Raw genomic sequence first — 25,907 nt, 5'->3', positions numbered from 1 at the left:
ACATCGCTGTGCGGCGGATACGGCATCCTGCCCCGCCTGTGAGTCCCGATGGAGGAACCCGTGACCGTGACTGACCCGGCACAGCCGCCGGCAGCCCCCTTCAGCCCCGAGATCGAAGCCGCGATCGCGGCGGTGCGCGCCGATGTCGCGGCGCTGCACGCCGAGCTCGTGCGCTACAACCTGATCGTGTGGACGGGCGGCAACGTCTCAGGCCGCGTGCCGGGCGCCGACCTGTTCGTCATCAAGCCGAGCGGTGTGAGCTACGACGACCTCGCGGCCGAGAACATGATCCTGTGCGACCTGGACGGCAACGTCATCCCCGGCACCCCCGGCAGCGAGCGCAGCCCGTCCTCCGACACGGCGGCGCACGCGTACGTCTACCGCAACATGGCCGGCGTCGGCGGCGTCGTGCACACGCACTCGACCTTCGCGGTCGCGTGGGCCGCGCGCGGCGAAGAGATCCCGTGCGTCATCACGGCGATGGCCGACGAGTTCGGCGGACCCATCCCGATCGGTCCGTTCGCGATCATCGGCGACGACTCGATCGGGCGCGGCATCGTCGAGACGCTCACGGGCCACCGCAGCCGTGCCGTGCTCATGCAGAACCACGGGCCTTTCACGATCGGCACGTCGGCGAAGGACGCCGTCAAGGCCGCCGTCATGGTCGAGGACGTCGCGCGCACCGTGCACTATGCCCGCGAGGCCGGCCCGCTCATCCCGATCCCGCAGTCGGCGATCGACAGCCTCTACGACCGGTACCAGAACGTCTACGGACAGAGCGGGGACGAGCGGCGATGACCGGCATTGAGACCGGGGATGCCTCGGCCGCGGCGATCCGCGAAGGCCGCACGGCCCTCGGCATCGAGCTGGGGTCGACGCGCATCAAGGCGTGCCTCATCGACGCCGAGACGCAGGCCGTGCTCGCCGTCGGCAGCCACGAATGGGAGAACGAGTTCCAGGACCGCGTGTGGACGTACTCGCTCGAGTCCGTCTGGTCCGGCCTCCAGGCCGCCTACGCGGACCTCGTCTCGGACGTGCAGCAGAAGCACGGCGCTGCGCTCGAGACCGTCGGCGCGATCGGCGTCTCGGCGATGATGCACGGCTACCTCGCGTTCGACGAGGCGGGCGAGCTGCTCGTCCCGTTCCGCACGTGGCGCAACACGACGACGGGTGCGGCATCCGCTCGCCTGAGCGAGCTGTTCGGTGTCAACATCCCGCTCCGCTGGTCGATCGCGCACCTCGATCAGGCCGTCCTCGACGACGAGCCGCACGTGCCCGCGATCCGCTCCGTCACGACGCTCGCGGGGTACGTGCACCGCGCGCTGACGGGCCGTGACGTCCTGGGCGTCGGCGACGCCTCGGGCATGTTCCCGATCGACTCCGCGACGGGCACCTACGACGCGGCGCTCGTCGAGAAGTACGACGCCCTCGTCGCGGGCTCGGGCCTCGCGAAGGGCCTCGCCGACCTGCTGCCGGAGGCGCTCCCCGCTGGGGCGCCCGCCGGTGAGCTCACCGCCGAAGGCGCGGCCCTGCTCGACCCGACGGGGGCGCTGCGGCCCGGCATCCCGTTCTGTCCTCCCGAAGGGGATGCCGGCACGGGCATGGTCGCGACGAACTCCGTCGCGCCGCGCACGGGCAACGTGAGCGCCGGCACGAGCATCTTCGCGATGGTCGTGCTCGAGCGCCCGCTCGCCGAGGTGCACCACGAGCTCGACCTCGTCACGACGCCCGCGGGCGACCCTGTCGCGATGGTCCACTGCAACAACGGCGCGAGCGAGCTCGCCGCGTGGGCGGGGCTCTTCGGCCGCTTCTCGGCCGCCGCCGGCGCGCCGCTCGAGGGCGACGCCGTGTTCGAGGCGCTGTTCCGCGAGGCGCTCGAGGGCGAACCGGATGCCGGGGGACTGCTCGCGTACAACCACCTCGCGGGCGAGCCGATCGCGGGCCTCGACGAGGGGCGGCCGCTCTTCGTCCGCACGCCCGACAGCCGACTGACGCTTCCGAACTTCATGCGCGCGCAGCTGTACGGCGTGTTCGGCACGCTCGCCCTCGGCATGCAGGTGCTGCACGGCGAGAAGGTCGCGCTCGACACGATGTTCGCGCACGGCGGGATCTTCCGGACGGCCGGGGTCGCGCAGCGCTTCCTCGCGGGGGCGCTCGGCGCTCCCGTCGCCGTCGGAGAGACGGCGTCCGAGGGCGGGGCGTGGGGCATCGCGGTGCTCGCGGCCTTCGCCGGCGCATCCGAATCCGATCTCGGCGCCTACCTTCGGAACTCCGTCTTCGCGGACGCCCCGATCGACACCGTCGACCCCGACCCCGCCGATGTCGCCGGCTTCGCCGCCTACCTCGACCGCTACCGGGCGGGGCTCGCCGTCGAAGCCGCCGCCGTCTCCGCTCTCTGACCCCCACTGAAGGATCCGCCATGACCCGCACACCCCTCTCCAACTCGCTCGACGGCTACGAAGTCTGGTTCGTCACGGGCAGCCAGAACCTCTACGGCGAAGAGACGCTCCGCCAGGTCGCCGAGCAGTCGCAGGCCGTCGCCGACGGCCTCGCGGGCCTGCCCGTCAAGGTCGTCTGGAAGCCCGTCCTGAAGGACTCCGACTCGATCCGCCGTCTCGCGCTCGAGGTCAACGGCCGCGACGACGTCATCGGTGTCGTCGCGTGGATGCACACGTTCAGCCCCGCCAAGATGTGGATCGCGGGCCTCGACGCGCTGCAGAAGCCGCTCCTGCACCTGCACACGCAGGCGAACGTCGAGCTGCCGTGGAACGACATCGACTTCGACTTCATGAACCTCAACCAGGCCGCGCACGGCGACCGTGAGTTCGGGTACATCCAGACGCGCCTCGGCGTCGCGCGCAAGACGGTCGTCGGCCACGTCTCGCACCCCGTCGTCCTGCAGCAGATCGAGGACTGGCAGCGCGCCGCAGCCGGCTGGGCGGCAGCGCGCAGCCTCAAGCTCGCGCGCTTCGGCGACAACATGCGCTACGTCGCCGTCACCGAGGGCGACAAGACCGAGGCCGAGCTGCGCTTCGGCGTGCAGGTCAACACGTGGGGCGTCAACGAACTGGCGGATGCCGTCGCCGCGGCCACCGACGCCGAGATCGACGCGCTCGTGGCCGAGTACATCGCGCAGTACGACGTCGCCGCCGAGCTGCTCCCCGGCGCCGAGCGCCACCAGTCGCTGCGCGACGGCGCCGCGATCGAGGTGGGTCTGCGCTCGTTCCTCGAGGAGGGCGGCTTCGGCGCCTTCACGACGTCGTTCGAAGACCTCGGCGCGCTCAAGCAGCTGCCGGGTCTCGCGGTGCAGCGGCTCATGGCCGAGGGCTACGGCTTCGGCGCCGAGGGCGACTGGAAGACGGCGATCCTCGTGCGCGTCGCGAACGTCATGGGCGCGGGCCTGCCCGGCGGCGCGAGCCTCATGGAGGACTACACCTACGATCTCGTGCCCGGCAACGAGCGCATCCTCGGAGCCCACATGCTCGAGGTCGCCCCATCGCTCACGACCGCCAAGCCGCGCCTCGAGATCCACGCGCTCGGCATCGGCGGCAAGGAAGACCCCGTGCGTCTCGTCTTCACGGCCGACCCGGGCCCCGCACTCGTCGTCGCGATGAGCGACATGCGCGACCGGTTCCGCCTCGTCGCGAACGTCGTCGAGAACGTCGAGGCTCCCGACCTGCCCAAGCTGCCCGTCGGCCGTGCGATCTGGAAGCCCGCGCCCGACTTCGCGACGAGCGCCGGCTGCTGGCTCGCGGCGGGTGCCGCGCACCACACCGTCATGACGACGGCGGTCGGCATCGAGGTGTTCCGCGACTTCGCCGAGATCGCCAAGACCGAGCTCGTCGTCATCGACGAGGACACCACCGTGCGCGGCTTCCAGCGTGAGCTGCGCTGGAACCAGGCGTACTACCGCCTCGCACAGGGCATCTGACCCCGCACACGTCGACCCGCCGGCTCCGGCCCGGCGGGTCGACGTGTGCTCTCCCGGGGCCATACACTGAACCGTTTCGGGGGCCCGGCAACAAACTTCGAGTAGAGGAATCACATTCATGGGACGTACCGCGGTCTCCGGCATCCAGCACACCCTTCGGTGTGGAGCCTACGAAGCCGTCATCGCCAGCGTCGGCGCTTCGCTGCGCGCGCTGCGCCACGACGGGCGCGACCTCGTCGTGCCGTTCGACGCCGACGAGCTGCGTCCGGGATACCGCGGTGCGACGCTCGCGCCGTGGCCGAACCGCGTCGTCGACGGCGTGTTCACGCTGAACGGCGTCACGCACGAGCTCGCCCTCACGGAGCCCAAGCGCGGCCACGCGCTGCACGGACTCGCCGCGTGGCTCGACTTCCAGGTGACCGACGCGGGCTCCGATCACGTGACGCTCGCCGCGACGATCGAGCCGCAGGCCGGCTACCCGTGGCGCGTCGAGGTCACCACGACCTACCGGCTGAGCGCCGACGGGCTCGTGCAGACCGTGACGGGACGAAACGACAGCGTCGCCCCCGCACCGTGGGGGACAGGGCCCCATCCGTACCTCGTCGCGGGGCCCGCAGCTCTCGACGAGTGGACGTTCGAGCTCCCGGCCGCGCAGGTGCTCGCCGTGACGGACGACCGCCTCATCCCGACCGAGCTGCGCGCCGTCGACGCGGACGACGCCGCGCGCTTCGACTACCGCGAGGCGCACCTCATCGGCGCCGCCGAGATCGACCACGCCTACACGGGGCTGGTGCGCGACGCGTCCGGCATCGCCACCGTCCGGCTCACGGACGCGGGCGGCACGGGCGTCGAGATGACGTGGGATGCCGCGTGCCCCTGGGTGCAGGTCCACACGGCGGATCTCCCCGGCGGTCCGGCGCAGCCGGGTCACCGCGCGGGTCTCGCGGTCGAGCCCATGACGTGCGCGCCCGACGCGTTCAACGCCGCGTCGTACGCGTACGACGCGGGGCTCATCGTGCTCGAGCCCGCGGCGTCGACGACGGCCTCCTGGCGCATCGCCGCTCTCTGACCAGGCGGCGACGCTTCGGCACGCTCAGCGACCCGGGTGGGGGCGTCCGTCGCGCATCCACGGTCCCCGCGCTTGCCGAGGGGTCGCCCCCTCCGAGGTCGGCCCGGGCGTCGCGACGCATCGCCCAGGCCCCGCGTCAGTGCGAGTGCACGTCCTCGACGACGCCGTGCGAGCCGTGGTCGGGCGCGAGGCGGCCCGCCTCGGTCGCTGAAAGCGCCGGCGTCACGACGGCGGCCACGACGACCGCGGCGATGAACAGCGGCGCGAGACGCGGGGGAGTGGGCGCGGGGACCCTCCCGCCCTTCCGCAGCGTGCGCCCGCAGGCCAGTCCGACCGCCATGAGAAGGACGGATGCCGCTCCGGCCGCCCCGACGCTCGTGCGGGCGGGATCGGCCCACAGCCCGAGCCCGCCCGCGACGAGTCCTGCGACAACCCCCGCGACACCCGCCCGCGGCGCGATGACGCGTCCGCGGGCGAGCGCCGCCGCCCCCCATACGAGGCTCCCGATGCCGAGCGCTGCGAGCGGAACCCCAGCCGCCTGCGCGCCTGTCGGCGTCGTGAGCATCCCGGCGCCGAGCGCGAGCTGAATGAGCCCCGCACCCCACGCCGCAACGGCCGCCCACGCGGCGGGTGAGGCATCCGGTCCCCTCCTACGGGATGCCTCGACCAGCGTCGCGTGCACGGCCGGTCCTTTCACGCCGTGCGGCTGGTCGTGAGCGCCGGAGCGCGGTCCGCGGCGAGCCCGACACCCAGCAGCACGATCGCGCTCGCGAGGTGCAGGAAGTGGTCGGGAGTGTTCAGGGCGAGCACGTTGAGAGCCGTCCCCACGAGGAAGAACCCGGCGATGCCGAGCAGCAGATAGGCCGCGCCGACGACGCTGTTGACGGCCTTCGCCGCGCGCACCGAGACGAGCCCCGACGCGAGCAGGGCCCCGCCGATCAGCAGGTGGGCGATGTTGTGCAGCGGGTTGACCTCGAAGATGCCCAGCAGCAGGCCGCCGTCGGTCGCGACGAGCGGGATGCCGACGGTCGCGGTGAAGCCGAGCGTTCCGACGAGCAGGTAGACGGCGCCGAAGATCGTGGCGACGAGGCGATTCGGTGACGAGCGCATGGGATCCTCCCCCTTCGATGCGCGGCCGGATGCCGCGTCAGAGGGTTGTTCGGAGCATCCACTCGATCGGTTTGGATCCGTTCCGGATCGGATCGAGAACGCCTCCGAAGAGTCCCCAGGGCGCGTGCGAAGAGCCCCGGAGTGCACTCCGGGGCCCTTCGGCTTCTCACCCCGCGACCGGGCAGCGTGCAGCGGTCGCGGCGCGTCTTCAGTGGTCGTCGCCGCGCAGGTCGGCCTTCACCTCGTTGCGCTTGTGGACCGAGTCTCGTTCGGCTTCGGCCTTCTTGACGTCGGCGTCAGCCTTGACCTCATCGATCTTGTCGCCGATCTTGTCGACGGTGTCTTCCCACGCGTCCTGGATCTTGCGACCGGCCGTCTCAGCCGTCTCCTTGGCGTCTTCAGTGAATCCCATCGGAGTGCTCCTTCGTGGTGAGGGTGGCGCCCGTCGACCGGGCCGTTCCTCGACGCTACGCTCGGGCATCGCGGCTGCCGGGGGGCTTGCATCCGCACTGAGGGGTTGCTAATGCGGCAGACTCGAGCCGTGCGATTCGAGACGACGATGCTCCTCATGGGAAACAACACCGGGATCGAAGTGCCGCCCGAGGTCATCGAGGCGCTCGCCGGCGGCAAGCGCCCCGCCGTCGCCGTGACGGTGAACGGCTTCGAGTACCGGAGTACGGTCGGGGTGATGGGCGGCAAGTCCCTCATCCCGTTCAGCTCCGACAAGCGCGCCGCGACGGGCATCGGCGGCGGCGACGCGATCACGGTGGACGTGGAGCTCGACACGGCTCCGCGCACCGTCGACGTGCCCGACGACCTCGCGGCGGCGCTCGCCGGAGCAGGGCTGCGCGAGGCGTTCGACGCGCTCTCCCCGAGCAGCCGCAAGGCGCACGTCACGTCGGTCGAGTCCGCGAAGGCCGCCGAGACGCGTGCGCGGCGCGTGGACGCGGTCGTCGCGAAGCTCTCGGCCTGAGGCCGCGCGCTACGCGACGGGCGTCCGGGTGTCGATCGCTGCGCGCAGCGGGCGACGCATGAAGGCCCAGTAGCCGTTCGGGGTCACGCGGGCGAGCACGTCGACGAGCCGCGCCTCACGCCCCACCATCGTCCGCGCCGAGCGCCGGACGGTCGCCTCCACGATCTTGCGCGCCGCGTCGGCGGGCTCGGTGTGGTACATCGCGGCCTGCGCCTGTGCCGCGCGGTCGGCGACGGCGGGATCGATGGATGCCGCATACCGGCCGTGCAGGATGATCCCCGTCTTCACGCCCGCGGGGTACACGGCGCCGACGCTCACCGTCGAGTCCTCGAGCTCGTGCCGCAGCGCCTCGGTGAACCCGCGCACGGCATACTTGCTCATCGCGTACGGGATGCGCCCCGCGGGGGCCGCGAGCCCGTAGATCGACACGAGGTGCGTGATGTGCGCCGCCGGCTCGCGCCGGAGCGCAGGCAGGAGGGCCTTCGTGATGTTCACCGTGCCCCACAGGTTGACGTCCATGAGCCAGCGCATCTCGTCCATCGTGAGCTGGTCCACGTCTCCGAGCATCGAAGAGCCGGCGCACGTCACGAGCGCCTGGACATGCGGGTGGGATGCCTCGACCTCGCTCGCGAGCGCGAGCACAGCCTCGTCGTCGGTGAGGTCGACGACGTGCGTCGTGTGCCCCTGGCCCCCGAGTTCGCCCGCGAGAGAAGTCAGCCCCTGCGCGTTGCGGTCGACGAGCGCGAGGCGTGCACCGCGGCGCGCGAGCTCGCGCGCGACCTCGGCACCCATGCCGCTGGCCGCGCCCGTGATGACGGTGGTCTTCCCCCGTACGTCGAGTCGCTGCATCCTGGCCATCGTCTTTCCTTTCCTGCTCCATCGCAGAGTCGTCCTCGATTCTCCCTGACGCGAGCACGAGCTGATGACCGACGGCGGTAGCCTCGAAGGCGGAGGAGGTGCGACGTATGGGCAGGACCGCGGACGCGATCGAGGAGGGACTCTCGATCGCCTCGGCCGCCGCTCGGCTCTCCGTGCGCAACCACATCCTGGTCGAGGCGATCAGCAACGACGCGTCCTACGACATCGATCGCCTCGCGCAGTTCGCGCACGACACGCTCATCGCGCTCGCCGACGAGCAGGATGCCGCCGCGACCCTCGCGCGTCGCCAGCGTCGCGCCGCCTGGGGCAAGTACAGCGACTCCCACGGCACGCACGACTATCGCGACCGCGACACGCGCAACCTGCGCCGCCGCCAGCGGCAGTACCAGGGAATCGCGAAGGAGCTGCGCCGTCGAGCCGCGAACGCCGACGCCGTCCGCGAGCTCGTCGCCGAAGCGCGCGACGCCGCATGGGGGGATGTCGAATCCAACCTGCAGCGCCGCCTGAAGGTCGAGGGCATGCGGCCCGAGTACGACCCCGACTACGACACGATGCGGGAGGCGCGCATGCAGGCGCTGCGGCTCGTCGACCTGCCGCGCCTGGGCGCGCACCGTCGCCGGCTCGAGAAGGGCGACACCGCCCCGCTCGAGTCGGACCGCACCTGACCCGACCCGTTCTGCCACCTCCCAGGCTTGCGCGGTACGCTGGTCGGGATAGGCGAACTTCTCATTCGTCTCGCCCCGGCCGTGTGGTAACGGTCGGGGCTTCCTCTTTCTCCGGGGTGGTCGTCGCGCCCGGCACTACCCCGCAGCGCCCCAGCGCTCGCGGGTGAGGAAGGCGAGCTGCGCACGCTTGCCCGGCAGATCGATCTCGGGGCCGAGCTCGAAGCCGAGGCGCTGCATCCGCCCGACCGCCGCCTCGTTTCCGACGTCGGGCTCGGCCACGACGCGCCGCGCAGCGGGCTGCGCGAACAGGAACCGCGCGACGGCGGCCGCGAGTCGCGTCGTGAACGACGCGACTCGCTCGCCCCGGGCCCCCAGGAAGAAGTGCATGCCGACATCGCCCGGCTGCACGGGATAGCAGTCGCCCACGGGATCGTGCTCGGGCTCGTACGTCTGAAGGAGCGCGACGGGCAGCCCGTCGCGGCGGATGAGGAACGCATGGTGCGTCGGCAGCGCGTCGACGAAGGCGTACAGCTCGCGCAGCTCGTCGCGCGGCAGCTCGCCCAGCCCCCAGAACTTCCCGCGCGGCTGGGTCACCCACTCGTGAATCGTGTCGAGGTCGCCTTCCGGATCGAGGACGGCGAACTCGATCGTCCCGAGGACGGGGTCCTGCTGCACGTGCACGACCTCTCCCGGACGCCCGGACGCGAGCCGCGGGCCGAGGATCAGATCGGGCGCGAGGGCGTCCCAGTCCGTGACGACGCGGGCGGGGGCGACGTCGCGCCAGGGGTCGAGCTGGTCGGCGAAGTGCGGCGACGCCGGATCGCCCGAAGCCCCGAACGGCACGCTCCACAGGCTCGCGTCGCGATCGGCGAGGTCCCACGCCCAGCGCGCGACCGAGCCGCGCCAGCTGCGATCCGTCAGCCCCGGCGTCGAGCCCGTGCAGCGCACGGTCTCGACGTCGCCCGACAGTGCCACATCCAGTCCGGCACCCGGATCGGCGACACCCGGCACATCGGCGAGCACGTGCAGCGGCAGCAGCCGGTGCGTCTCTCCCCACGGCCGCACGCCCGCGTCGGCGACTTCGGCGAGGGCCTCCCGTGCGAGGCGGTGCGCGTCGTCAGCGAGCGCGGGATGCGCGAGCAGCTGTGCCAGGCCCGCCGCGACGCGTCCCGCCACGGAGAACCAGGGGTCGTAGACGGCGCCGAAGCCGTGCGGCAGGTGGAGCGGTGCGAGCGCGGGATGCGCGGCGGCGCGCCGGACGACCGCCGCGCGCCACGCCGCGAAGGCCCCCGCGGCGGGGGATGCGGCATCCATCCGCCGATCCCACTCGTCGAGCGCGTTGCACACGGCCGACTCGGCCTCGGTGAGGTCCTCGCGCGGCAGGTACGCGAGCAGCGCATCGGCCGAGGCCACCGCCGTATCGCCCCAGATCGGCGCGAAGTCACTCGTCGAGCCCGGCTCCCGTTCGTCGAGGAGGGCACGGATGCGGCGCGCGCGATGCGGCGCGGCATAGCCCGCCCCGAGGTCGAGATCGGCCCGCGACGGGCGCTCGTTCGCATCCACCTGGATGTCCGGGACGGCGGTGGCCGGCGGCAGCCGCCGTGTCCCGACGGGCGCGACGGATGCTGCATCCTGCGGCAGCAGCCGCTCGGCCGGCGCGCGGTCGAGCGCCGCTCCGACGGTCGCCGACAGCACCGCGCCGCCGCGGTCGGCCACGAGCAGGCGGTTGACGGGGTCGACCCACGAGCCGAAGACGTCGACGACGTCGGCCGCCGTGCGCGCGCGGAGGAGTGGCAGCAGAGCGGCGAACCCGAGATCGGACTCGGCGCGCCCCGGCAGTCGCACCGACCACCCGACGAGGGTGTCGCCGTCGGTGCGGAGGTCGGTCACGACGGGCCCGCGCTCCGTCTCGATCGCCTCGACCTCGACCGGCTCGCCGCCGCGCACGAGCAGCGTCGACCGGACGACCGAGGCGGCACGCCAGCCGTCCGGCCCGAGCGCCTCGACACCGTCCGCCGTGCGGCGGAGCGTCTCGCGGAACACGTCGGTGCCGTGCGCCATCGCGTTCGTGATGCCCCAGGCGGCCTCGCCGGTGTGCGCGAAGTGGGGCACCCCGGGAACGCCCGGGAACGCGAGCCCCACGACGTCGAACTCGTCGCACGCGAGCCGCACCTGCTGGTACACCCCCGGCAGCTCGAACATGCGGTGCGGATCGCCGGCGAGCAGCGGCATCCCGCTGTCGGTCAGCGAGCCGTGCAGCGCCCACGCGTTGCTGCCCGAGGACGACACCCCGTCGTCGGCGTCGAACAACGTGATCCACTCGTCGCCGAGCGTCGCCGCGACGTGCGCGCGCCACAGGATCAAGGGGTACGACGTGAAGAGCACGTGCGCGACGTGCAGGATGCCGAGCGGAGCGTGGTCGGGCCACTCGTCGACCTCGACCTCGTCCCCGAAGCGCTCGTCGAGCGCCGCGAACTCGGCCGGCGACCCGGCGCGCAGCCCCCGCCGCACCCCCGCGGTGTAGGCGCGGACGAAGGCGGAAGTCTCACCATCGAGCGCGTCGAACGCGCGCCGCGCCGTGTCGTCGAGCCGCGCGCGCCGCGCGAACACGTCCCACGCGCGACCCGCCTCGCCGATCAGCTCGGAGAGGCGCCCCTCGGCGCGCAGCCGATCGGTCTCGATCTGCCACGCGCGATCGCGCGCCGTGACCTCGCCCTGCGCGTCGGCGAGTTCGAGCACCCCGGACGCCCGCACGTGCGGCACGCCCTGGGCGTCCCGATGCAGCTGCGCCATCAGCGCGCGAGCGCAGGCACGCGCGCGATGGGATTGGCGAGCTCGCCCGCGTAGAGCAGCGACGCCGACTGGTTCGCGATGTCGACCATCTGCAGAGTATTGCGCAGCTGAAGGCGGTTGAGGCACGAGTGCGCGAACGTCTGGGCGCGCAGATCGACGAGCGACTCGAGATCCGGATGCTGCGCCGCATGCTCGTCGACCGTGTCGGCCACGAGCGTCCAGAACACGTCCTCGGGCAGTGTGCCGTCGGCGTGAAGAATGCCCGACAGGTGCCGCAGCACGCCGTCGAAGACGTCGGTGAAGACCGCGAGGGCCTTCTCCTGGTCGTCGACGGGCGCGATGACACGGCGCACGTCGTCGGGCACGGCGCGATCCGTGAGCAGCGCCACCTCTTCGCCGATGTCCTTCATGAACGCGCCGGTCGGGACAGCCCCCTCGAGGATGAGGATGAGGTTCTCGCCGTGCGGCATGAAGGCGAGGTCGTGCGCGAGCAGGCAGTGCACGATGGGCCGCAGGTAGGCGCGCAGGTACGCGCGCACCCAGTCGGCCGCAGGCAGCCCCGATCGCCGCACGAGAGCCGTCGCGAACGACCGGCCCGCGGCATCCCGATGCAGCACCGAGGCCATCGTGGCGAGCTGCTGGTCCGGCGCGAGCAGCGGCAGGGGGCTCTCGCGCCACAGCGCGGCGAGCATCTTGCGGTGCGCCGACGGTGTCGGGGTGCGGTGGTACGCGTCACCCGTGTAGCCGATCGACGCGCGCTCGCGCAGCACGCGGAATCCGGCATCCCGAAGCGTCGCATCCTGCGCGACGAGATCGTGCACCCAGTCGTTGATGGCCGGCGTGACGCGCATGTAGGCGGGGGAGAGGCCCCGCAGGAAGCCCATGTTCTGCACCGCGAGCGCCGTCTTGACGTAGCTGCGCGACGGGTGCGAGCGGTTGAACATCGTGCGCACGGACTGCTGCGCGAGGTACTCGTCGCGTCCCTCGCCGAGCAGGACGAGGTCGCGTCGGGCGAGGTCGGGCGCGAATGTCACGGCGATGCGGTGCTCCCACTGCCACGGATGCACGGGAAGCAGGCGGTACTCGGTCGGGTCGAGCCCGAGGTCGGCGAGGCGCGACGCGAAGTGCGCGCGCTCCTCGATGTCGAGCTCGCCGCGCAGCAGCGAGGCCTCGTCGAGGCCCTCGCCGAGCGCGAGATGCGACAGCTCGCGCCGCGCCGCGAGCCACACGAGCCGGAACCCGCGCCCCGCCTCCGGTGCGTACGCGGCGTGCTCGGCGACGCCGAAGCCGATGCGCCCGTTGTTGGCGACGAAGCCCGGGTGCCCCTCTGTCATCGCGGCCTCGATGGTCTGGAAGTCGGCGTCCACGAGCTCGTCGGCGGTCGGGCCGCCGCGGTGCGCCTTGAACGCTCCGCTCGCAAGGGTCGAGGCGATCTCCTCGAGGTAGGTCGCCAGCAGATGATCCGGGATGCCGAGCACACCCTGCAGCTCGATCACGAGCTGCTGCGCATCGAGCGGCGCATGCACCCCGTCGACGAGCCGCTCGAGCGTCTCCTCCTCGATGACCCAGTGCTCGAGGGTGCCGACGCGCGCGCGGAAGCTGTACTCCGAGCCGTCCGTCACGAGCAGCCAGGCTTCGCTGCCGCCGGCGGCGGCGGCGGGAGCGGCATCCCGCACCGGCGTGAGCAGGCGCTCATGCGTGAACTCCCCGATGGCCTTCGCGACGAGGTGGCGCTGGGCCGTCGCGATGTGCGCGGGCGTCAGATGGGCGGCGGGGTTCATGCGAGGCCTCCCAGGGCCGAAGCGGCGAAGTCGGCGCGCGTGCAGAGCGAGAGGGCGGCGCGCTTGACGCCGTCGCCCTCGGGCACGTCGACCTCGCGCAGGATGCGGAAGCCCGCGCGCGCGTTCTTGCGCGCGATGAGCTCGTTGCGGACGTCGGGCTCGACGACGACGCGCTGCGCGCCGAGCGTCGAGAAGCACCACCGCATGACGGCGGCGAAGACGGCGTCGGTCAGACCGTGCCGCACATGCTGCTGCTGCGGAGCCGCGATCAGGACGTGCATGCCCAGATCGCCTTCGAGAGCGTCATGGATGCCGGGCAGCAGCACGTGCGCCGGGTCGTAGGTCTCGGCGAGGAAGGTCGGCCGGCCGTCGACGAGCCCGAGCCAGGAGTCCTGGTGCGGGTCGGTCACGACCTCGGCGAGGTAGCCGGCGACCTCGTCCTCGGTCAGGTGGCCCATGCCCCAGAACGAGGCGTGCGGGTTCGCGAGCCAGGCGCGCACGGTGGCGGCATCCCGTCTCGGATCGACCCCCACGAGCGAGATGTCGAACTCGGTGGCGAGCGTCGTCATGCGCCGACCTCCGCGGGGAGGAGGGCGTCCTGCGGCAGCCCGAACTCCTGGAAGGCGATGCGCCGTTCGATCGGATACACCTCACGGCCTGTCACGGCGGCGAGGATCGACGAGTTGCGCCACGCGCCGAAGCCCAGGTCAGGCGCCGTCAGCCCGTGCGTGTGCTCTTCGCCGTTCTGCACGAACACGCGCCCGCGGCCGCCGTCGACGGAATAGTCGCGCGCGACGTCGAGACGTCCGAGCAGGTCGACGTCGAGCTCGGCGGCGATGGGGTCGAGGAACGCGGGGGTCTGCGCCGCGTAGCCCGTCGCGAGCACGAGCGCGTGCGTCTCGCGCTCATAGGTCTGATCGAGCTGCGCGTGGTGCAGGCGCAGGCGGAAGCGCTCGCCGTCCCACGAAGCATCCTCCACCGCCGTGTCGGTCAGCAGCGTCGTGGGCACGGGGCCCGACGCACTCAGCCGGTAGAGCGTGTCGTAGATGTCGTCGACGAGATCGCCCGAGATGCCCTTGTAGAGCCCGCGCTGCTCGCGACCGAGGTGCTGGCGCAGCGCGATCGGCAGCGCATGGAAGTGGTCGGTGTACTCGGGAGAGGTCATCTCGAGCGTGAGCTTCGTGTACTCCATCGGGAAGAACCGCGGCGATCGCGTGATCCAGTCGAGGCGGTACCCGCCCTCGCGGATGCCGTCGAGCAGGTCGCGGTAGATCTCGGCCGCCGACTGCCCGCTGCCGACGACGGTGACGGATGCCGCTGCCTGCAGCCGCTCGCGATGCGGCAGATAGTCGGCGCTGTGCACGACGGGTCCCGCGAGCCCGCGCAGCGGTTCGGGGACGACGGGCTGCGTGCCGACGCCGAGCACGACGTGGCGCGCGCGGTAGACCTCTTCGGCGCCGCTGTCGGTGCGCAAGGCGCGCACGACATAGAGGTCGGCGGCCTCGTCCCGCTCGACCGAGACGACCTCGCGGCCCCACCGCAGGCTCGCGAGCTGCTCGCTCGCCCACCGGCAGTACGCGTCGTACTCCGCGCGCAGGGGGTAGACGTTCTCGCGGATGTAGAACGGGTAGAGGCGTCCGGTCTGCTTGAGCCAGCTGAGGAACGAGTAGGGCGAGGTGGGGTCGGCCATCGTCACGAGGTCGGCGAGGAACGGCACCTGGATCGTGGCCCCGTCGAGCATCATGCCGTGGTGCCAGCGGAAATCGTCGGCGCGGTCGAGGAAGACGGTGTCGAGGCCGAGCGGTTCGGCGAGGCACGCGAGGCCGAGGTTGAACGGGCCGATACCGATCCCGACGATGTCGTGGATGCGCGTCGCGTCGGTCATGCCGTGGCCTCCGTTCCGACGAGGGCATCCTCGAGGTCGGCGCCGAGCTCGGGTGCGATGCCCGGGAGGGTCGCCGCCGCGTCCTTCACGAGTGCGAGCACGCCGCGCACATCGTCGAGCGTCGACTCGGGGTTCAGCAGCGTGAACTTGAGGCAGGGGCGGCCGTCGATGACCGTCTTGGCGACGAGGGCCCGTCCCGAGTCGAACAGCACGCGGCGCACCTGGGCGACGAGGGCGTCGTGGGTCGCGGCATCCGTCCCCGCAGGCGTCGCGCGGAAGAGCACGGTGCTCAGCTGCGAGCGGCCCACGAGCTCCAGCTCGGGGTCGCCCGCGATCTCGTCATGGACGATCGCGGCGAGATCGACGACCGCGTCGAAGAGTTCGCCGATGCGGTCGGCGCCCAGGGCGCGGATCGTGGTCCAGAGCTTCAGCGCGTCGAAACGGCGCGTCGTCTGCAGCGACTTGTCGACCTGATTGGGCTCGGCGTTCTCGCGCGGATTGAGGTAGTCGGCATGCCACGCGCCGCCGGCGAGGTCGGCCTGATCGCGCACGAGGATCGCGCTCGACGAGACGGGCTGGAAGAAGCTCTTGTGGAAGTCGACCGTCACGGAGCGGGCGCGCTCGACTCCCTCGATGAGGTGTCGCCGCGTCGGCGAGACGAGCAGTCCGCAGCCGTAGGCGGCATCGACGTGCAGCCACACGTCGTGGGCGTCGCAGTGCGCGGCGATCGCCGCGACGGGATCGATCACGCCGCGGTCGGTCGTGCCGGCGGTGGCGACGACGGCCATCGGGATGCGGCCCGCCGCCCGGATCGCGGCGAGCGTCGCGGCGAGGGCGACGGGGTCCATGCGGCCTTCGCCGTCGTCGGGCACCGTGACGACCGCGTCGTCGGCGAGCCCCAGCAGCAGTGCGGCCTTGTCGACGCTGAAGTGGCTCGAGGCCGTCGCGAGGATGTGCAGGCGGGGGAGGACTTCGTGGCGGGGCGCGTCCTGGCGCGCGAGCGTCCACTCGCGGGCGAGCAGCATCGCGTGCAGGTTCGACTGCGTGCCGCCCGATGTGAAGACGCCGTCGCCCTGCGCGAACCCGATCCGCGACCCCGTCCATTCGACGAGCCGGCGCTCGATGAGCGTGCCGACGGTCGATTGGTCGTACGTGTCGACCGAGGTGTTGACCGCCGCGAGCACCGACTCGGCCGCGACGGCGGGGAGCGCGACGGGGCAGTTGAGGTGCGCGACGTACGCGGGGTCGTGGAACCACACCGCGTGCTCGAGGAACACGCCGTCGAGCTCGCGCACGGCAGCCTCGGAACCGACTCCCGCACCGTCGAGATCGACCTCGTCGACGAGTTGCTGCAACTCGGTGCGGCCCGCTCCCGAGAACGGCTGGCGCACCGTCGCGAAGCGCGACGCGATCATTCCGGTCGCGGTGTCGAGAAGGTCGGCGTAGGCAGTCGCAGAGGACCTGTTGAGCAGTTCGTGCACGGGCGCGGCTCCGTCGTTGTCAGGGGTCGTGTCGCGCGAGCGCCATCGGTCGCGAGGTAAGCGTTGCCTAACCTAACCTGCTGGTCGCAACTCCCTCAACCCCCGAAGTGCGAGTGTTACGTCATCTTCGATGTGGTTCGGGATGCCGCATCCTGCCTCGATTTCACTCCTCCGCCGTCCTGGGGTAAGCTCATCTGGTGCCTCCGCGCCGACTCGTGCGGGGGAACATGCGCCCGTAGCTCAATGGATAGAGCATCTGACTACGGATCAGAAGGTTGGGAGTTCGAGTCTCTTCGGGCGCACACTGTGTTGAGACAGTAATCTACGAAAACCCCCGGTTCGCCGGGGGTTTTCGTGTTTCTGGGGAGCGTCGGGATCCTCTGATTCCACGGGTCTCGCGTCTGAGCTCGACGGTCGTCCCTGCAACTGAGCGACGATCGGCCGAGCGGTCGGGGTCTCGTGCTCGAGGATCACTCGAGTTACCGCCCTGAAGCGCGTCGTCAACCGCGCCGGGCATACGTGCATCGCCGCGGGAAGCACGAGGAGGGCGATCCACGAGCCACGACGGGACCGGTGCGCGACCCTCCGGCGTGCGTCGATGGATGTCTCGCTCGGACGGATGGTCCCTGAGGATGTGGACCGATGCCGTCCCGTAGGCCAAGCTTCCCTGCCGCCCCGCGTGTGGGCATCGGGCCATGCACTTCCTCTCGGTCGATACCGCGAGCCTCGCAGGCGTAGCATCGCGCCATGGCCGAGGTCGTCGTCGGTGGGGTGCGTATCGCGTACCGTCGGCGCGGGAGCGGGCCCCCACTGTTGCTCTTCCACGGGGCATGGGAGGACTCTCGGGTCTGGGCCGGCGAGCTGGAACGCCTCAGCCCGCAGGTCGACGTGGTCGCGTGGGATGCGCCCGGGTGCGGCAACTCCGACGACGTGCCACGAGGGTGGGCCAACACGGATTGGGCGGATGCCGCATCCGGATTCATAGCGGCCCTGGGACTGACGACCCCTGCAGTCGCGGGATTCTCGTTCGGGTCGATGCTCGCATTGCTGCTCGCGCGGGAGCATCCCGGCTCCGTCGGCAGGCTTGTTCTGATCGGTGCCTCCGCGGGCTGGGGCGGGTCTTTGGACGCGGATCGGCTCGCCCAGCGCATCGCGTCGACGCGGTTCACGATGGAACACCCCCTCGACGAGTGGGCGGACGAGTTGATCGATACCATGCTCGCGGCAGATGCATCACCTGAACGTCGCTCGCACCTCCGCAGTCTTGTCGACGATTGGCGGCCGGCCACGATGGCGGCGGTGCTCGACGTGATGCTGCAGGACCTCCGTCCCGGCCTTCGGACGATCCGAACGCCAACAGTCGTCGTGCGCGGCACCGCCGACGCGCGAAGTCCTCGCAGCGCTTCGCTGGAGTTGTGCGAACTGCTTCCGCACGCCCGCTTCGAGGAGATCTCCGGCGCCGGGCACGACTGCACCGGGCCAGACCTCGACGCCGTGCTCCTCGTGTCGGCGCACGATGCCGGCGCCGAGGCTGCGCCGCCGCCCCCGCGACACTGGCGACCGGACGAACAGATGCACGGCGCGACAAGGTTCCAACAGGCGCGTTAGCGGACCGCGTTACGTCCGGTGCGCTTCGGATGGATGCGTGAACCCTCACCAATGTTCGACATGAAGGACCTCGTCAAGTGGCGCACGGTGCGCGGGACGGAAGTCCGTCCCCACTGTGTACGCAACGGGCAGCAGCACGCCTTGACGCACCGTCGGCGGGATGCCGAGGAGCTCTGCGATCTCCTTCTCGTAAGCGAGATGCAGCGTCGTCCAGGCACTGCCGAGTCCTCGTGCCCGCAGCGCGAGCTGCAGACTCCAGGCGGCAGGCAGAAGTGATCCCCACAGGCCGGCCTGACTTCCCGGCTCGAACTCCTCGGCCCCTGTGAAGATCGCGCCGATCACGAGGACCGGGACATCCCCCATGTGCTCAGCCAGATAGTCGGCGCTCGCCGACACCCGCTGCTGCACTGCCTGGCGCGTCGAGTCGGCGTACGTCCGGGCACCGGACGCGCGATACCGGGCGAACGATCGAGCGTAGAGTCCCGCGATGGCCTGGCGCTTCTCCGGGTCGGTGACGACAATCCAGTGCCAGGTCTGGGCATTGCTCCCTGTCGGCGCTTGGAGCGCGACCTCGAGAGCCTCGCGGACGACGTCAATCGGGACGGGCCGTTCCAGATCGAGCCGTCGCCGCACGGAGCGAGTCGTCGTCAGCAGCTCATCAGGGCTCAAGGGGAGTACGTCGCTCACAACCCGACGGTATCGGCCGAGCGCGATCCCCCAACCCCCACTTGTCTCAGAACGCAACCTGCCAACGTGCCGGCCATCGCCGCGCGGCGGCGCAGCGGCGTTGAACGCGAGGTTCGCTCCCGGGCCAGCACGACAGCGCAGCGTGGTTCATATTCGACGACCGGGACGCACTTCCCCGCTCGCAATCGGACCCGAACTGAACCCTGGCTTGCCGACGTCATCCTCGTTCCCGGGACCCCCTGGCCTGGTGTCAGGAGCGAGCGCACAATGAGGCCATGGATGCCCCGCTGGGGTCGGTCGAGTTCGAAGAATCGGACGAGCTGGACCGCCTGCGACGACGCGCGTACGGACCAGATGCGGACATCGGCGGAGATCCGGCGGCTCAGGCTCGGCTGTCCGTGCTGGAAGCCACCCGACGCCGACCGCTGATTCCCGTCATCGCCGCCGCAGGCGTCCCCGTCCCGGTCCCGGAACGTCTCCCGGTCCCTGGCCCAGGCGAAGGATCGCGCTCTGCCTCGACATCGGGCGCTCAGCCCGTCGGCGGGGAGCTGGTCGAGCGTGAGCTCGCCGCGGGGCTGGGCTCGCTGCAAGGCCTCCCGACCGGGCCGGTCGCCGATGCCGACTCCACCGACGGAGCCTCCCCGGCACCGTGGTGGCGCCGCCACCGTTGGTGGGCGATCGTCGGTGCCGCCATCATGGTCCTCGCTCTGAACACGGCCTTCATCGGGTGGATGTCGCGGCTGATCGCTGAGGAGTCCGCTCTCGTCCCAGCCGACACATCGACGGTCTTGAGCCCACCCCTTCCCGCCGGCCGCGGACATGGTGACTACGTGCCCTCACCGGACTACGTTCTCCCGCTGAGCACCGTCGGTGCCGACGTTGACAGGCCGAACGACAAGCACGACACTCTCGACGCGCTAGGTATCAGCGCCAGTGACCTGCGGCGCTACGAAGACTTCCGCGCCCCCGGCGCCTTCTTACTCCTCAACGTGTGGAGCGGGGAGTCCCGCCAGGGCATGACCTGCCTGCTCGTGGCCATACCTGTCCAAGGGCTTCGCGAGGGGTACGGGGGCGAGGGGTGTTCCCTCGAAGGCCTCGACACCATCGTGGACCTACCGCGACGAGGAGGCGGCGGTCTCATCCGATTCGTGCTCAAGGGCGACCGCGTCAACGTCTACTTATACGAAGAGCACGCTGACCCGAACGCGTCGCACGGCTAGCAACACACGCCGCGCCGCCGATGCGGTCCCGACCGAGCGCGGGCAGCCTGGCTGATTCGAACCGAAATGACCGCTCTCCTCGCGCGCACTGCACGGATACGGGGGATTGCGCGCGCCTAGCGACCCGTCTCGGGTCTGTTCGGCGATGTCTTCACGATTCCATCCCCTCGCGCCCCTGGGCTCACCGCTTGCGTCAGACCGTTGCCGTGTACGTCTGAGGCGCGGTTGTTTTCCATGTTGGAAAGTGATTCACTTTCCAACATGGAAAATGATCGTCGCGTCGAAGACGACCTGGCTGCCATCGCTGAGGCGCGCGCCGCGATCGTGGAGCGCAGCCGCACGCCCCGCTGGTATTTCGCAATAGTGGGTGTGCTCGTGACACTCCTCGCCCTCACGGTCGGTTTCGGAACGGGCACGTGGTGGTATCTGCCGGCGATGCTGGTCGTGATCGTCGGCGAGGGGATCGTGATCGGATCGCACCGCGCCGTGACGGGCACCTCGGTGCCCGGCTCCGCGTGGCCCGCGTGGCTCTGGGTGTGGGCGATGGTTTTCGCCGCGGTCCCCGTGCTTGCGGCGGCGGCATTGCACTTCACGGAAGCGCCGGGCTGGACCATCGTCCTCGTCGCAGCGTCAGGCGGAATCGCTGCCGGAACCGGCTCCGCCATCCTCAATCGCCGATGGGAAGCGTCGAGGCTCACGCCGTGACCCAGCCTCAGTTCGACGAGATCGTGCACGCGCCGCAGCGACTGCGGATCCTCGCGATGTTGGACGCGATCGCGGGCGAAGTCGAATTCGCGGCGCTCCGGGACGCCCTCGGCGTCGCCGACTCCGTCGTGAGCAAACATCTGAAGGTGCTCGCAGAGGCGGGCTACCTATCGGTGCACAAGGCGGCGGCGCTCGGTCGCCAGCGCACCTGGGTCAAGATAACGGGGCGCGGGGCGGACGCGTACACGGCGCACGTCGCCGCGCTCCGCGAGATCGTCGCCCCACGCTAGAGACTGAGCGCGCAGGAGGACCGCTCTGTGACTGCTCCCCGTTCGTGGCAGGCGGGGTCACTACTGTGAGTCTCGCGAGCACCGGGGTGCGCGAGGCCCCGGTTCTGACCTGACCGCCGAGGAAGGGCGCCCCGATGCGACTCGAGCCGTTGTACCGCCTTCGCTTCTCCTACCCCGAGGGATGGGAAGTGGAATTGGAGGGTGGATGGCAACAGCATTACTACCGCGCGGAGGGCGCGTGCGAGGGAACGCTCACGGGCCGTTTCCATGCGTCCAACTATCCGCTTCGGCGCACCGTCGACGGTCCGTTCGAGCCCGACATGCGGGGTGTCATCGAGACCGAGGACGGCGCCGCGATCATGTTCGAGTGCCACGGGTACGGTCGGGTGCACCCGATCGGGAAGCGGCAGATTGTGGGGACGGTACTGCACCTGAGTGACGACCCGCGCTATCGCCGGCTGAACGACGTCGTCTGCGTTTGCGTGGGCGAGGTTCGCGCCGGTGCTGAATCGCAAGAGCCAGTCGTCGGACTTGTGCTCGACGTCGCCGAACTCATTTGGGAACCGATCAGCGAGTAGGTGGACTGAGCGAGCGATCGACGACCGGTGAGCTCACGCTGAGCGGCCCTGCATCCCCGCTCGTTACGCCCCGCCCCATTGCCTGGGGTCCCTTGAGATGTCTTCCAAGCGATCGCCCGGGGACTGTCGAACTTGGAGATCGGCGGCCAGCTCTACATGGGTGAGGTCGGAGGAGGGGGAGGTGCTTGGTCCATGCACCCGCGTGGCGTTATTCGGGCGCAGGCCGCACGCTGGGCTGGACACGATTTTCGTATGACGTTGTTGTGACGGCGCCTTCAGTCGGGGTTCGCGTGCCCCTCGAGGAGCGCTTTCGCACGAACCAAACCGGTGGCCAAGGTCGTGCGCACCATCTCGCCGATCATCGGTTCAACGAACCGCATCAGACCCTCGGGCGTGCCTTCGATGGCCGCGCGGACATCGCAGGTGTTGCCCGTGGCGGTGAATTCCATCACAAGCGCTGTCGGCACGGCCCCGGAAGTGCTCACGGTCGCCATCCGCCTTGGCGGATCGAACTGCGTCACCCGCCAGTGGAAGTCGCTCTCGCGACCCATCGCTCGAAGGCGCGAATGGATGGTGGTCCCGACACCCACGGGCAGCGGAGAGGTGAGTTCCTCGAAGACCACCGACCCGTCCCACTGCTGCCGCAAGCGGGGGTCCGTGAGGAAGTCGAAGACCTCGTGAACAGGTCGCCTGATCGAGATCGTCTCCGTGACGGTGAACATCGAACTCCCAAAGCGCGACAGACAGGCTCTCAGCCTCACACACTAAGTGGGCAACAACGGAGTTCATCTCGTCGGGAGCGATCGCGGTGTTGCGTCGACGGGCGAGGTTGAGGTCAGGGTCCGCCCATCCAGTGGTCGATGCGGTGCGTATCGGGTGCGAATCCGTGACCGATTCCCCAGATGACGGCTTGCGTGCGGCTCGAGACACCGATCTTGCGGTACACCGACCGGATATAGGACTTCACCGTGTTGGGGCTGAGGTAGGTGAGCCGTGCCACCTCCGAGTTGCTCTTCCCCTGAGTGATCAGCGCAAGGATCTCGGACTCACGATCCGTGATTCCTTCGAGTCGCCCGGGCCAGTCCGACCCGGGCGCGCTCGCGACGCGGGGAGTGTGATCGCTGACGACCACATCGCCGGCGTGGACCGCTTCGATCGCCGCTACGAGTTCAGCTGCGGTCAATGTCTTGGAGAGGTAGCCGTCGACCCCGAGGGTGCGCGCCGCGTCGATCAGCTCGGGCTGGAAATTCCAGGTATAGACGACGACCCGACGTGCTCGAGGGTTCTTCACGAGCGCGGCTATCTCGACGGGATCCGACTCCGGTTGCGCGAAGGAGTCGTAGAGGGCGACGTCGACCGCGTCCAGCGTCTCGGTGTTCGCGTCTATCTCGGCGACCACGACACGGTCGCGATAGTCATCGAACATGTGCGCCAGACCCCGGAGAACAACGTCGTAGTCGTCTACCAGCGCCACCGTGACAGGTCGGCTGTGTGGGGAAGCCATTCCTCAGCTTTACACCCCCTGGGGTGTACCAGTACACCCGCAGGGGTGGTTCAGTCGACGTAGTGCCCGATCCCCGCGCCACGGAAGCGGCTGGATACCTCCACGGGTACGGGGCCCACGAACCGAAAGGGGTAGGTGCATGGGAACCATGTATTACGGCGGTTCTGCGACTCCGATCCACATCGAGGACCGGGCGCTCGCACATCTCAAAGTGGTGATCGCCACCAAGTTGCGGCGCAACGAGAGCTTCGCCGTCTCGTGGGTCCATCCGGATGGCGCGCCCCGCGGCCGAACCACCGTGTGGGTGCACCCCTCCATCCCGCTCAGGTTCGTCTTCGACGACCCCGAGCCCGCCGACATCAGCAGGGCATGGATCGAAGACCTCGCCAATTCGGCGCACTCGAGCGGAGGGATGATGCTCGTCGCTGAGCACATCGACCCCACACTCTCCTCCGCAGACAACGCACCCCAGTTGGTCGAGGTCGCCAGCTGATCAGGGGCCGGCGATCCCCTGCCGAACACAACCTGCGGGGCAAATAGCGCCATTCGCGACGCCCGCTCACCGGCGGGCGGAGCATCGGCGGGAAGAGCCGCTGCTCGTCCGCCGCCCGCCTGGGGATCCCTTACGCATACCAGGGCCATACTCCGCCGTGGGGACGCCCGCAACCCCGCGCGCACCGGGGTCACCGCTTCTAGCGTGGCTGCATGTCGCGCGGATCACGGAGAGACGCAGGCGTCCCGACGCCGATCGCAGATTATGCGATGATCGGTGACCTGCACACGGCGGCGCTCATCTCGCCCGCAGGCTCCATCGACTGGCTCTGTCTGCCGCGCTTCGACTCCGCCGCCTTCTTCGCGGCCCTCTTGGACAGCGAAGACGCGGGTCGCTGGACCCTGGCGCCGACGGGCGATGTCGTCGACGCCAGCCGGTCCTACCTGCCCGACACGTTCGTTCTGGTCACTCGCTGGCAGACCCGGGACGGCGAGGCGGAGGTCTGGGACTTCATGCCGCTGGGCGACCAGCGACCGAACATCGTCCGACGGATCCGTGGCATCCGTGGAAGCGTGACATTCCACGAGGAGATCGCCATCCGCTTCGACTACGGGGCCGCCGTCCCCTGGGTCCGTCAGACGACGTACGGCGATGAGCCCGCGCTGCTTGCGACGGCCGGGCCGGCGACCGTCATCCGGCGCGGTCCGGAGATGCATCCTGAGGATCTCCGTCACGTTGCGCAGTTCACGGTCGGGGAAGATGACGTGGTCGATCTCGTCGTCACCTGGTATCCGTCTCATCGTGAACCGCCCCCGCCGCTCGACGTGGATCAGGCCCTCGATGTGACGATCGACTGGTGGCGCGATTGGGCCGCCCGCAGCAAGCCGCCGAGCCCTTTCGACGAGCAGGTGCAGCGGTCGTTGCTCGTCCTGCGAGCGCTCACCGATGAAGACACCGGGGGCATTTCGGCGGCGGCGACGACGAGCCTGCCGGAAACCGATGGCGGCAGCCGGAACTGGGACTACCGGTACGTCTGGCTCCGGGATGCCGCCCTCACCATCAGCGTGCTGCTGACCCACGGGTATCGAGCCGAGGCGGAGGAGTGGCGCGGGTGGCTGTTACGGGCCATCGCCGGCTCCCCTCGCGATGTGCAGATCATGTACGGCATCGGCGGAGAACGACGCCTGCACGAGTACGAGATCCCCCAATTGTCCGGATACGGCGGCGCGGCGCCCGTTCGCGTAGGTAACGCCGCGTACGAACAGCGCCAGTGGGACATCTTCGGCGAGGTGATGGTCGCACTGCATGGTGCGCGCGCCGCGGGGCTCGAGGAGACAGAAGCGTCCTGGCCGCTCCAGTGCGCGCTGTTGGACTTTCTTGAGGAGAACTGGCAGAGCCCCGATCGCGGCATCTGGGAGATCCGGGGCGAGGAAAGGCACTTCACGCATTCGCGGGCCATGGTGTGGGCGGCTTTCGACCGCGGTGCGCGTGGCGTCCGCGAGTTCGGACTGCCCGGAGATGCGCAGAGGTGGGCGTCACTCGCGGACCGTGTTCGCGAGGAGATCCTCGAACGCGGCTACGACCCTGGCCGGAACACCTTCGTGCAGTACTACGGCTCCGAGGAACTGGACGCGGCACTCCTCCAACTCCCGCAGATCGGATTCGTCGAGGCAGATGACCCGCGCATGCTGGGCACCGTCGCGGCGATCAAGGAGGACCTGATGCGAGACGGACTCCTGCTGCGCTATCGCACCTCGGCCGGAGTCGATGGACTCGAAGGCGAGGAGCATCCGTTCCTGGCCTGCTCTTTCTGGCTCGTCGAGCAGTACGCCGCCTGTGGCGACGTACGGGCCGCCCGCGCACTCATGGATCGCCTGGTCTCCTTCGTGAACGACGTGGGACTGCTGAGCGAGCAATACGACCCGGTCCTCGCGCGACACATGGGCAACACCCCACAGGCCCTCTCGCACCTCGCTCTCGTTCGCGCGGCCGATGCGATCGCGGCCGCAGAGGAAGGTCACGCCGACGAACTGCCGAACGTGCGGGGTGAGTCCGAAGGCGGGCAGGCGGGACAGTCGACGGATGCCGGCGCCGCCCCGGCCGCGAGCCCCACCGATCTCGGGCACACACCGGAGGAGAGCCGCGTCCAGGCGGACATCGATATCCCCGACCTCCGGGATTAGCTCGAGCGCCCCGGCCTCCTCGCAGCACTCTTGTCCGACTGGCTCGACGAGACAGGCATCCGCACAGCATGT

25 protein-coding genes and 1 tRNA gene are annotated in these 25,907 nt (G+C 70.2%); 14 read left to right on the top strand and 12 right to left on the bottom strand.

Annotation, left to right across the window (positions count from 1 at the left end):
* Nucleotides 1–48: 48 nt before the first annotated feature.
* The 4 genes from MJ607_RS04785 to MJ607_RS04770 all read left to right on the top strand — a co-directional run bounded on the left by MJ607_RS04785 (nucleotide 49) and on the right by MJ607_RS04770 (nucleotide 5,000).
* Nucleotides 49–798, top strand: coding sequence for an L-ribulose-5-phosphate 4-epimerase (locus MJ607_RS04785; protein WP_243074379.1), 750 nt, complete (start codon nucleotides 49–51; stop codon nucleotides 796–798).
* Nucleotides 795–2,399, top strand: coding sequence for a xylulokinase (locus MJ607_RS04780; RefSeq protein WP_243074378.1), 1,605 nt, complete (start codon nucleotides 795–797; stop codon nucleotides 2,397–2,399). The genes MJ607_RS04785 and MJ607_RS04780 overlap by 4 nt, the downstream gene beginning before the upstream one ends.
* Before the next feature lie 20 nt (nucleotides 2,400–2,419).
* A complete protein-coding gene (gene araA / locus MJ607_RS04775) occupies nucleotides 2,420–3,931 on the top strand; it encodes an L-arabinose isomerase (RefSeq protein WP_243074377.1) in 1,512 nt (503 codons plus the stop codon).
* A 118-nt stretch (nucleotides 3,932–4,049) separates the two neighbouring features.
* Nucleotides 4,050–5,000: an aldose 1-epimerase family protein gene (locus MJ607_RS04770; protein WP_243074376.1), complete on the top strand. Its 951-nt coding sequence runs from the start codon at nucleotides 4,050–4,052 to the stop codon at nucleotides 4,998–5,000.
* A 136-nt stretch (nucleotides 5,001–5,136) separates the two neighbouring features.
* On the opposite strand, the gene MJ607_RS04765 is transcribed toward MJ607_RS04770, so the two are convergent.
* From MJ607_RS04765 to MJ607_RS04755, 3 genes are all read right to left on the bottom strand, one after another.
* Nucleotides 5,137–5,682, bottom strand: coding sequence for a hypothetical protein (locus MJ607_RS04765; RefSeq protein ID WP_243074375.1), 546 nt, complete (start codon nucleotides 5,680–5,682; stop codon nucleotides 5,137–5,139).
* Between the two features lie 11 nt (nucleotides 5,683–5,693).
* Nucleotides 5,694–6,110 carry a DUF4383 domain-containing protein gene (locus tag MJ607_RS04760; protein ID WP_243074374.1) on the bottom strand — a complete coding sequence of 139 codons (417 nt, stop codon included), beginning with the start codon at nucleotides 6,108–6,110 and terminating at the stop codon, nucleotides 5,694–5,696.
* A gap of 208 nt (nucleotides 6,111–6,318) precedes the next feature.
* On the bottom strand, nucleotides 6,319–6,522 hold the full coding sequence (locus MJ607_RS04755; protein ID WP_243074373.1) for a hypothetical protein: 204 nt from the start codon (nucleotides 6,520–6,522) through the stop codon (nucleotides 6,319–6,321).
* Nucleotides 6,523–6,651: 129 nt separating this feature from the next.
* Between MJ607_RS04755 and MJ607_RS04750 the strand changes: the two genes are divergently transcribed.
* Nucleotides 6,652–7,083 (top strand): YdeI/OmpD-associated family protein, encoded by a 432-nt coding sequence (locus MJ607_RS04750; protein ID WP_243074372.1) that lies wholly within the window; start codon nucleotides 6,652–6,654, stop codon nucleotides 7,081–7,083.
* A gap of 9 nt (nucleotides 7,084–7,092) precedes the next feature.
* On the opposite strand, the gene MJ607_RS04745 is transcribed toward MJ607_RS04750, so the two are convergent.
* A complete protein-coding gene (locus MJ607_RS04745; protein ID WP_243074371.1) occupies nucleotides 7,093–7,941 on the bottom strand; it encodes an SDR family oxidoreductase in 849 nt (282 codons plus the stop codon).
* Between the two features lie 107 nt (nucleotides 7,942–8,048).
* Here MJ607_RS04745 and MJ607_RS04740 point away from each other — a divergent pair, with 107 nt between their 5' ends.
* Nucleotides 8,049–8,627 carry an asparagine synthase gene (locus tag MJ607_RS04740; RefSeq protein ID WP_243074370.1) on the top strand — a complete coding sequence of 193 codons (579 nt, stop codon included), beginning with the start codon at nucleotides 8,049–8,051 and terminating at the stop codon, nucleotides 8,625–8,627.
* 135 nt (nucleotides 8,628–8,762) lie between these two features.
* Here the strand turns inward: MJ607_RS04740 and MJ607_RS04735 are convergent, their stop codons facing one another.
* Genes MJ607_RS04735 through MJ607_RS04715 form a run of 5 tightly spaced genes read right to left on the bottom strand, consistent with a single transcriptional unit; the run spans nucleotide 8,763 to nucleotide 16,567 of the window.
* On the bottom strand, nucleotides 8,763–11,420 hold the full coding sequence (locus MJ607_RS04735) for a GNAT family N-acetyltransferase (RefSeq protein WP_243074369.1): 2,658 nt from the start codon (nucleotides 11,418–11,420) through the stop codon (nucleotides 8,763–8,765).
* Nucleotides 11,420–13,201 (bottom strand): IucA/IucC family siderophore biosynthesis protein, encoded by a 1,782-nt coding sequence (locus MJ607_RS04730; protein WP_243074368.1) that lies wholly within the window; start codon nucleotides 13,199–13,201, stop codon nucleotides 11,420–11,422. The genes MJ607_RS04735 and MJ607_RS04730 overlap by 1 nt, the downstream gene beginning before the upstream one ends.
* Nucleotides 13,198–13,770 carry a GNAT family N-acetyltransferase gene (locus MJ607_RS04725; RefSeq protein WP_243074367.1) on the bottom strand — a complete coding sequence of 191 codons (573 nt, stop codon included), beginning with the start codon at nucleotides 13,768–13,770 and terminating at the stop codon, nucleotides 13,198–13,200. The genes MJ607_RS04730 and MJ607_RS04725 overlap by 4 nt, the downstream gene beginning before the upstream one ends.
* Nucleotides 13,767–15,086: a lysine N(6)-hydroxylase/L-ornithine N(5)-oxygenase family protein gene (locus MJ607_RS04720; protein WP_243074366.1), complete on the bottom strand. Its 1,320-nt coding sequence runs from the start codon at nucleotides 15,084–15,086 to the stop codon at nucleotides 13,767–13,769. Before MJ607_RS04720 ends, MJ607_RS04725 begins: the two co-directional genes overlap by 4 nt.
* The gene (locus MJ607_RS04715) at nucleotides 15,083–16,567 is read right to left on the bottom strand and encodes an aspartate aminotransferase family protein (RefSeq protein WP_243074365.1); all 1,485 of its coding nucleotides are present in this window, start codon (nucleotides 16,565–16,567) and stop codon (nucleotides 15,083–15,085) included. Before MJ607_RS04715 ends, MJ607_RS04720 begins: the two co-directional genes overlap by 4 nt.
* A 229-nt stretch (nucleotides 16,568–16,796) precedes the next feature.
* Here MJ607_RS04715 and MJ607_RS04710 point away from each other — a divergent pair.
* Nucleotides 16,797–16,869: transfer RNA gene (locus MJ607_RS04710), tRNA-Arg, on the top strand.
* Between the two features lie 445 nt (nucleotides 16,870–17,314).
* Nucleotides 17,315–18,175, top strand: a complete 861-nt coding sequence (locus tag MJ607_RS04705; protein WP_243074364.1) for an alpha/beta fold hydrolase — start codon at nucleotides 17,315–17,317, stop codon at nucleotides 18,173–18,175.
* Nucleotides 18,176–18,220: 45 nt separating this feature from the next.
* Here the strand turns inward: MJ607_RS04705 and MJ607_RS04700 are convergent, their stop codons facing one another.
* Nucleotides 18,221–18,862: a nitroreductase family protein gene (locus MJ607_RS04700; protein WP_243074363.1), complete on the bottom strand. Its 642-nt coding sequence runs from the start codon at nucleotides 18,860–18,862 to the stop codon at nucleotides 18,221–18,223.
* Between the two features lie 275 nt (nucleotides 18,863–19,137).
* Here MJ607_RS04700 and MJ607_RS04695 point away from each other — a divergent pair, with 275 nt between their 5' ends.
* The 4 genes from MJ607_RS04695 (at nucleotide 19,138) to MJ607_RS04680 (ending at nucleotide 21,655) form a co-directional block, all read left to right on the top strand.
* Complete coding sequence (locus MJ607_RS04695) at nucleotides 19,138–20,082, top strand: hypothetical protein (protein ID WP_243074362.1); 945 nt, start codon at nucleotides 19,138–19,140, stop codon at nucleotides 20,080–20,082.
* A 261-nt stretch (nucleotides 20,083–20,343) separates the two neighbouring features.
* Nucleotides 20,344–20,787 (top strand): hypothetical protein, encoded by a 444-nt coding sequence (locus tag MJ607_RS04690; RefSeq protein ID WP_243074361.1) that lies wholly within the window; start codon nucleotides 20,344–20,346, stop codon nucleotides 20,785–20,787.
* Nucleotides 20,784–21,077: a transcriptional regulator gene (locus MJ607_RS04685; RefSeq protein ID WP_243074360.1), complete on the top strand. Its 294-nt coding sequence runs from the start codon at nucleotides 20,784–20,786 to the stop codon at nucleotides 21,075–21,077. The genes MJ607_RS04690 and MJ607_RS04685 overlap by 4 nt, the downstream gene beginning before the upstream one ends.
* A 134-nt stretch (nucleotides 21,078–21,211) precedes the next feature.
* Entirely contained in the window at nucleotides 21,212–21,655 is a 444-nt protein-coding gene (locus MJ607_RS04680) for a DUF3237 family protein (RefSeq protein ID WP_243074359.1), read from the top strand.
* A gap of 275 nt (nucleotides 21,656–21,930) precedes the next feature.
* Here MJ607_RS04680 and MJ607_RS04675 read toward each other — a convergent pair whose 3' ends face one another.
* On the bottom strand, nucleotides 21,931–22,377 hold the full coding sequence (locus MJ607_RS04675) for an SRPBCC family protein (RefSeq protein WP_243074358.1): 447 nt from the start codon (nucleotides 22,375–22,377) through the stop codon (nucleotides 21,931–21,933).
* A 113-nt stretch (nucleotides 22,378–22,490) separates the two neighbouring features.
* Nucleotides 22,491–23,159 (bottom strand): response regulator transcription factor, encoded by a 669-nt coding sequence (locus MJ607_RS04670; RefSeq protein WP_243074357.1) that lies wholly within the window; start codon nucleotides 23,157–23,159, stop codon nucleotides 22,491–22,493.
* Nucleotides 23,160–23,298: 139 nt separating this feature from the next.
* On the opposite strand from MJ607_RS04670, the gene MJ607_RS04665 reads away from it, so the two are divergent.
* Together MJ607_RS04665 and MJ607_RS04660 are read left to right on the top strand one after the other, a co-directional pair.
* The gene (locus tag MJ607_RS04665) at nucleotides 23,299–23,652 is read left to right on the top strand and encodes a hypothetical protein (RefSeq protein ID WP_243074356.1); all 354 of its coding nucleotides are present in this window, start codon (nucleotides 23,299–23,301) and stop codon (nucleotides 23,650–23,652) included.
* Between the two features lie 269 nt (nucleotides 23,653–23,921).
* Nucleotides 23,922–25,835: a glycoside hydrolase family 15 protein gene (locus MJ607_RS04660; RefSeq protein WP_243074355.1), complete on the top strand. Its 1,914-nt coding sequence runs from the start codon at nucleotides 23,922–23,924 to the stop codon at nucleotides 25,833–25,835.
* Nucleotides 25,836–25,907 lie beyond the last annotated feature (72 nt).

The organism is Microbacterium sp. SS28 (assembly GCF_022761035.1).
In the GTDB taxonomy this organism is placed as follows: Bacteria; Actinomycetota; Actinomycetes; order Actinomycetales; family Microbacteriaceae; genus Microbacterium.
This window is presented reverse-complemented; position numbering and strand designations above follow the sequence as displayed.